General features: G+C 57.3%; 5 protein-coding genes. 4 read left to right on the forward strand and 1 reads right to left on the reverse strand.

The features are described from left to right. Positions 1–100 precede the first annotated feature (100 nt). On the reverse strand, positions 101–1,552 hold the full coding sequence (gene pyk, locus AC0ZWN_RS10035; protein ID WP_093430517.1) for a pyruvate kinase: 1,452 nt from the start codon (positions 1,550–1,552) through the stop codon (positions 101–103). Positions 1,553–1,787: 235 nt separating this feature from the next. Between pyk and AC0ZWN_RS10040 the strand changes: the two genes are divergently transcribed. The 4 genes from AC0ZWN_RS10040 (at position 1,788) to AC0ZWN_RS10055 (ending at position 6,597) form a co-directional block, all read left to right on the forward strand. Continuing rightward, complete coding sequence (locus AC0ZWN_RS10040; RefSeq protein ID WP_476334933.1) at positions 1,788–2,123, forward strand: hypothetical protein; 336 nt, start codon at positions 1,788–1,790, stop codon at positions 2,121–2,123. Positions 2,124–2,207: 84 nt separating this feature from the next. Then, positions 2,208–2,594, forward strand: coding sequence for a tetratricopeptide repeat protein (locus AC0ZWN_RS10045; protein ID WP_093430516.1), 387 nt, complete (start codon positions 2,208–2,210; stop codon positions 2,592–2,594). Positions 2,595–2,822: 228 nt separating this feature from the next. Next, complete coding sequence (locus AC0ZWN_RS10050; protein WP_093430706.1) at positions 2,823–3,179, forward strand: PilZ domain-containing protein; 357 nt, start codon at positions 2,823–2,825, stop codon at positions 3,177–3,179. A 394-nt stretch (positions 3,180–3,573) separates the two neighbouring features. Beyond that, complete coding sequence (locus AC0ZWN_RS10055; RefSeq protein ID WP_476334934.1) at positions 3,574–6,597, forward strand: hypothetical protein; 3,024 nt, start codon at positions 3,574–3,576, stop codon at positions 6,595–6,597. Positions 6,598–6,720 lie beyond the last annotated feature (123 nt).

The following is a 6,720-nucleotide window of genomic DNA, read 5'->3' on the forward strand; positions in this document are numbered from 1 at the left end:
TTGCTCGCGAAGAGGCCGGATCAATCGGCACATTTTCCAGAGCAGAAAACAAAAAGCCCCGGCACTCACATGCCGGGGCTCTTGTTTTTCAGCGCGTCACTCAGACCTGCGGGTCGCCCACGTGCAGGATCTTCATGCCGTTGGTGCCGCCGGTGGTGTGGTAGCTGTCGCCCTTGGTCAGGATGACCCAGTCGCCTTTTTCCACAACGCCGCGTTTGGTCAGCTCGTCGATGGCCTTCTGGCTGACTTCGTGCGGTTCCAGCGAAGCCGGATCGAACGGAATGGTGTACACGCCACGGAACATTGCTGCGCGGGCCTGGGCTTCGCGGTGCGGGGTGAAGGCGTAGATCGGCACCGAGGAGCGGATACGCGACATGATCAGCGGAGTGAAGCCACTTTCGGTCAGAGCGATGATCGCTTTGACGCCCGGGAAGTGGTTGGCGGTGTACATGGTGGCCAGCGCGATGCTTTCGTCGCAACGGCTGAATTCCTTGCCGATACGGTGGCTGGAGGTCTTGCCGGTCGGGTGCTTCTCGGCGCCGACGCAGATGCGCGCCATTGCCTGCACGGCTTCGAGCGGGTACAGACCAGCGGCGGATTCGGCGGACAGCATCACGGCGTCGGTGTAGTCGAGTACGGCGTTGGCTACGTCGGACACTTCAGCGCGGGTCGGCATCGGATTCTGGATCATCGACTCCATCATCTGGGTCGCGACGATCACCGCCTTGTTGTGGCGGCGTGCGTGCAGAATGATTTTCTTCTGAATGCCGACCAGTTCGGCGTCGCCGATTTCCACACCGAGGTCACCACGGGCAACCATCACCGCGTCGGATGCCTTGATCAGGCCGTCGAGGGTTTCGTCGTCCGCTACGGCTTCAGCGCGTTCGATCTTCGCCACCAGCCAGGCAGTGCCGCCGGCTTCGTCGCGCAGTTGACGGGCGTATTCCATGTCGGCAGCGTCACGCGGGAAGGACACCGCGAGGTAGTCGACTTCCATTTCTGCAGCGAGCTTGATGTCGGCCTTGTCTTTTTCAGTCAGGGCCGGCGCGGTCAGGCCGCCACCGCGACGGTTGATGCCTTTGTGGTCGGACAGCGGGCCGCCGATGGTCACGGTGCAATGCAATTCTGTTGCGGTGGCGGTATCCACGCGCATTACCACGCGGCCGTCGTCGAGCAGCAGCTCGTCGCCCACGCCGCAGTCCTTGACCAGATCCGGGTAGTCGATGCCGACCACTTGCTGGTTGCCTTCGGTCAACGGATGGCTGGTGGAGAAGGTGAACTTGTCACCGATCTTCAGCTCGATCTTCTTGTTGGCGAATTTGGCGATACGGATTTTCGGGCCTTGCAGGTCACCCAGCAGGGCGACGAAACGGCCGTGCTTGGCGGCGAGGTCACGCACCAGCTTCGCGCGAGCCTTGTGCTCGTCGGGGGTGCCGTGGGAGAAGTTCAGACGGGCAACGTCCAGACCAGCCAGAATCAGCTGTTCGAGAACTTCCGGCGAGTTACTGGCCGGGCCAAGGGTAGCGACGATTTTGGTACGACGGACGGACATGCAAAGACTCCTGAGTTCAAGCGCTAGCGAAGGCTACTATGCTCGAAGGGTGTAGTCATTGTTCGTTTGCACTACTTATCGTTTTCTTTATTGAACGCAGCGTTTTTCAATTCGACGTTCCTGGCAATACACCGTTCATCGGAACTGGTATTTCTTACAGGTGTCACCCGGTTTTCCTGTCGGTATAAAAAATCGCATCTCGCCTATGGTTGGCGAGGCGAAGAGGCATGACGACATGACCGCAAAAAAAGACGCATCTGAAGCACTCGAGCCACCAGTGATTACTTCACCGCAAAATGGGGATAGACCAGGTGCACGGTTTGTCGTGAAGGGGACCGCTACTCTTGGCAGTACCGTGCGCGCTTATAGCACCAAGGATTCTTTGAGTCCGCTTTTCAATCAAGCTGTTGGCCCTGGTGGCGACTGGTCGAATTTGATAGACCTGCGGCAGTTCGGATTCTACGTTGTCGAGGTTGCACCCAACGGCGAAGTCTCGCCACGTTCACCCGTCGTCACAATCCATCTCGCGTCCGAGCTGTCCGCGCCGCACAACGATGCCGTTGAATCCTGACGACTCGATTCACTGCAGCGTGCAAGGCGGCATTGAAGATTTCCAGTCGCGGGTCGATAAAGAGCACAAGACAGGAGAACCCCCATGCGATTGTTGCCCATTGCCGCCCTTGCCCTCAGCGTCCTCGCCGTTTCGGGCTGCACCCGTTGGTCGATGAACCACCATTTGAACAACGCCTACAGCGCCTACGATCGTGGCAACTGCGAGCAGGTCATGCTCGAACTGTCCAAGGTCGAACGCGCCAGCCGTGCCCGCCCGTACGTGTGGCCGGAAGTGTCGATGATGCGCGGCCAGTGCCTGGAACGGCAGAAAATGTTTGTCGACGCGGCACAGACCTATCAGTTCATCATCGCCTCGTACCCGAACAGCGAATACGCCTATCGCGCCCGTGCCCGTCTGGAAACCTTGCAGAGCCTGGGCCATTACCCGACGCGCAGCGCCGCTGCCGTGGTGCGCCCGACTCGTTTCTGATGACAGTTGTCATACAAAATCTGGCCGTGTGTACAAGCTGAGCTATAGTCGAATAACCCGGATTCGGCACCGCGTTCTGAATCCGGAGCAACACCTGCGACTGGCAGTTGTAAGGTGACGGCGACGTAGCGACCGTCACACCGGAAGCGGGGAGAGCGAGCCTGCGATGCAGGCACGTTCCGAAGCAAGGTGCGGCTCTGTGACGGAGCCTTGCATGGCGAACTGCGCATGTTTACCGAACGGATCGAACGGCATCAGTTGCCGTATTTCCTCAGAGTGTTCAACAGCGTCACCGACAAGCCCATCGGTTTTCTCGGCAACCTCTCCGAAGACGGGCTGATGCTCATCAGCCAATTGCCCATGATGGTCGGCGTGGACTTTCAGTTACGCCTGAAAATCCCCGCCAGCGATGGCTGCCAACAGGTGATCGACTTCACCGCGTGCTGCGTGTGGTGCCATGAAGACGCCACGCCGCTGCACTACGACGCCGGCTTCGTCCTGCAACGCGCCCCGCCGGAATTTGGCCAATTGGTGCAGGCGTTGCAGCGATATTTCAGTTTTCAGCCGTTGCCGGCTTCGGCCTGATTCAAACCCGCTAAAAGCTTCGCGAGCAGGTCGCGCCTACCTTCGATTTGTGGTGTGTAACAGATCTTGTGGGAGCGGGCTTGCCCGCGAAGGCGTCTCCACTGGAACACGAGTTGCTCGGTCAAGCTGGGTCATACACCCGTTCGTTATTCAGCCTTTTCGGCTAGCCACATGCCCACCTCACTCAACTGGCAATCGCCATCCCCAGATGCTGTGTTTTGCTTTTTTTCGGCCATCTCGCGCCTTGCAGCCATTACCAAGCCCGACGCCTCTAAGCGCCTTGTCGACTAGGGTTACCGTTGGTCGGGACTGTCAGGTTTGACAGGTGACAGGTATTTGCAGGAGCGCTGATTCTGGAGTCGGTTTTTAATTCGCGAATGCGGGAGAAAGAACAGTGACGGATGATTCAGAACTTCCCCTTGGCTGGGCAGCGCCTACTTTTTCTCCCAATGTTAGCGGAACTCTTCAACAGTTCCCCCTGACTATTCGGGTCAACACAATACCGAACAACCTGACAAAGCGTGAAGTCCACTTCAAGCTTAATGGCAACCATTGGTACGAAATGGATCCAGGCTCAAACTGGAACGAGCAATGGTACGACGTCATTATTCCTGAAATAAAACATAGTGACCGTCTGGAAATACATACGCGTTACGTAGGGGGAATGGTGGGATCGGACTGGGGCTTCTCAGGGCAGTTCCGCATCATCAAGCCTTTGGTAATTATCTGGCCGCCTCAAAATAGTTTTGTTTCTTCATCAATAATTATCTCTGGCACCGGAGCCTGGGATAATCCCGTAATTGAGGTGACGACAGGCGACAAGTCTTTCAAAGGCACGCCAAACCTTGACGGGACCTGGTCTGCCGAATTGGAGAACCTTCCCCTCGGCAGACACAGTTTGCATGCGACACAGACTTTCGGTGGTAAAACTTCCAAATCCACGGAATGGAATTTAACGGTAATCGAGGAGCCGCGAATAATATCTCCAGTAAGCGGTGCAGTGATCGGTGAGGCAAAACCGATTGTTTCCGGCACTGGTAAAGTCTATGCAAGTATCAACCTCTACCGGCGAGGAACCCCCCTGGATAGCTATGGTTCAGGAATTGTAGAGTTTGACGGTCACTGGAAAATAGAGCTGACCAAAGCGCTCTCATGGGGAAGTTTCATACTGGTCGCAGAACAAACGTTCGACAAATCGACATTGCTTTCTAACCCTGTCGATCTCACGGTTAACCTTTCGCCCGTTATTTTAGATCCGGCGGCGGGTACGCTACAGTCTCAATCGTTTGACCTTTCAGGTGATTTGGCCATCCAGGGTGCCACCCTGGCTGTTTACATGGATTTGGGATCAGAGCACGTGGGGGAGGCCGCGGTTTCGGCTGGGACCTGGAGAGTGCCGGTAAATGTCCAGCCTGGACCCGCTTCACTCGTAGCGATACAAACTCTGGACAATGTCCCTTCACCTCGCAGCGCGCCTCGAGATTTCCGGATCCGGCCTCCCAAACTGGCAGAGCCTGATGTCACCTTTCTTCCTGATACACGCTTGAAGTTCTCCGGTATCGGTCATTACGACAAGAACTTGCGGACCGAAATCCAGTTCTCTGCCAGCAACGGCTCGCTGCCTTTGCCTCCCAACGTCCGCGTCGATGGGCAAGGCGAGTGGGAAACTGCCCCCGTTGTCTGGCCTCTGGGCAGCTACGATGTGACGGTGATTCAAAAGATCGCCGACAACGCCAATGGCTGGATTGAATCGCTGCCGCTTGAATTCGAAGTCCACAACGACATGCCGGATATCACCGAGGCGAGCTACACCGAGGAGTATCTACCCGTCTTCAGCGGCAAAGGTTACACAGGCGCCACCGTCTCGCTCAGGTTTCCCGATACAACCGAGGCTGCACGAAGTGTAGTGGTCGTGAATGGCCAATGGTCGACTCCGGCATTGGTGGAGTGGGGGCCAACCAAAACGCGGGAAGTGCGCATTACACAGCATCTGGGAAATCATCCTTCGCAACGTCCTTTCATCCTGGACGTCACGATTCCACCGCTGGCGCCAGGCCTGGATGATCCTTCCGGGGAGGGGCTGGAGCCGATTTTCAGTGGCACTTGTTGGTCTGGAGCGGTGGTAAAGCTCCGGTTCAGCGACGACGGCTTGGAGTACGAAGCGGATGTGGAGGGTGAGCGCTGGGCATTTCAGCGAACCAAAGCATTTGAACCTGGAGTCCTCCACCGCGTCACCGTTACCCAGATCGTTGTCGATCTCCCTTCAGTGCCGGCATCGAAAACCTTCACTGTCCACAGAGTCATGTTGCAACCGCTCATCGTCGCGCCCGTATCCGGCACAGAAGTGGGGTACGACGTCACCATTGAAGGTGATAACGGCATGCAGGGCGCGATGATGCAATTGCATGACAGCCAGATGGGAAGAACGCTGGGTGCTCCGCTCGAATTGCTTGAGGAGGGCAAATGGTCGATCGAACTACGCGATCTGGAGCTGAGGCCTTACTTCCTCCATGCGCAACAGATACTTAACGGGCAAGAGTCGACCAACAGCGCTGTGCACGAACTCAAGGTGGTGGTGCCGCCGCCTCGATTCACGACGCCGATCCCTGGCGGGAAAGCGCCGCGCACCTCGAAGATTGCTGGCACTGGCCGACCTGGCGCGCGGGTGGAGGTCTGGCTGGAAGGCGCTACTGAGCCATTGCTGACGGATATTGAGGTGAACGCATCAGACAACTGGGAAGCCGAAGTGAGTTTGCCGGTGGGAATCACAACCATCTGGGCTTTTCAAACCTTCGTCCACAATGGCACTCCACAACGCTCTCAGCCCAATGAGCGTTTGCGTTACAAGGTCGTGCCGGCGACTCCGTTTATCGAAACCCCGACTGCCGATGACCATGTCGGCCGACGGGTCGTGGTGTCGGGTTTCGCGACGCCCGGCGACACCGTGACCGTGACGCTGGGTAGCGACCAGGCAAGCGCCGAGGTGCGGGAAAACCGGACGTGGTCGGTAACGCTGAAGCCTGGGCAAAACGAAGGCAATCATGAGCTGGAAGTTGTGGCGGCTTACGAAGGGTTTGAATCCGATAGCGCGAAACGCACGGTTCAGCTGGCAACTTATCTGCCCACCATTGAGATACCCGCGCCGGGACGCTGGGTCAGCAACCCGGTGCTGTTTGCCGGCACGGGCCGTCAAGGTGTCGGTGTTCTGGTCGACCCGTTCAACCCGGACAAGACATGGGCAGCGTCGATTCAGGTCGACCCTGACTGGCAAGGCCTGTCTGACCAAGCGCTACCGTTGGGTGGCAACTGGTGCCGTTTCAAGCTGCAACCAAGCGATAGCGATCCGCTGGGTTCCGACTGGATCGCCAGTGAGCGGTTTGAAATCGAATCAGCACCGACGGATAAATCACGCTTGTAAATTTCCGATGAACGGGCATTAAACCTGTCACTTCTGACAGTTGGCGGCTGCTGCGTTCAAGCGCTAAATCCTTATGGAAAGCTAGGTCCGCCTGACAAGACAGTCAGGCGGACCGGGCCCGTT

This window comes from Pseudomonas sp. 3B-A001-10F (assembly GCF_056313565.1).

Bases quoted from the DNA above. Each gene is read 5' to 3' on its own strand.
- pyk (WP_093430517.1), bottom strand. From the start codon at position 1,552: ATGTCCGTCCGTCGTACCAAAATCGTCGCTACCCTTGGCCCGGCCAGT.
- AC0ZWN_RS10040 (WP_476334933.1), top strand. From the start codon at position 1,788: ATGACCGCAAAAAAAGACGCATCTGAAGCACTCGAGCCACCAGTGATT.
- AC0ZWN_RS10045 (WP_093430516.1), top strand. From the start codon at position 2,208: ATGCGATTGTTGCCCATTGCCGCCCTTGCCCTCAGCGTCCTCGCCGTT.
- AC0ZWN_RS10050 (WP_093430706.1), top strand. From the start codon at position 2,823: ATGTTTACCGAACGGATCGAACGGCATCAGTTGCCGTATTTCCTCAGA.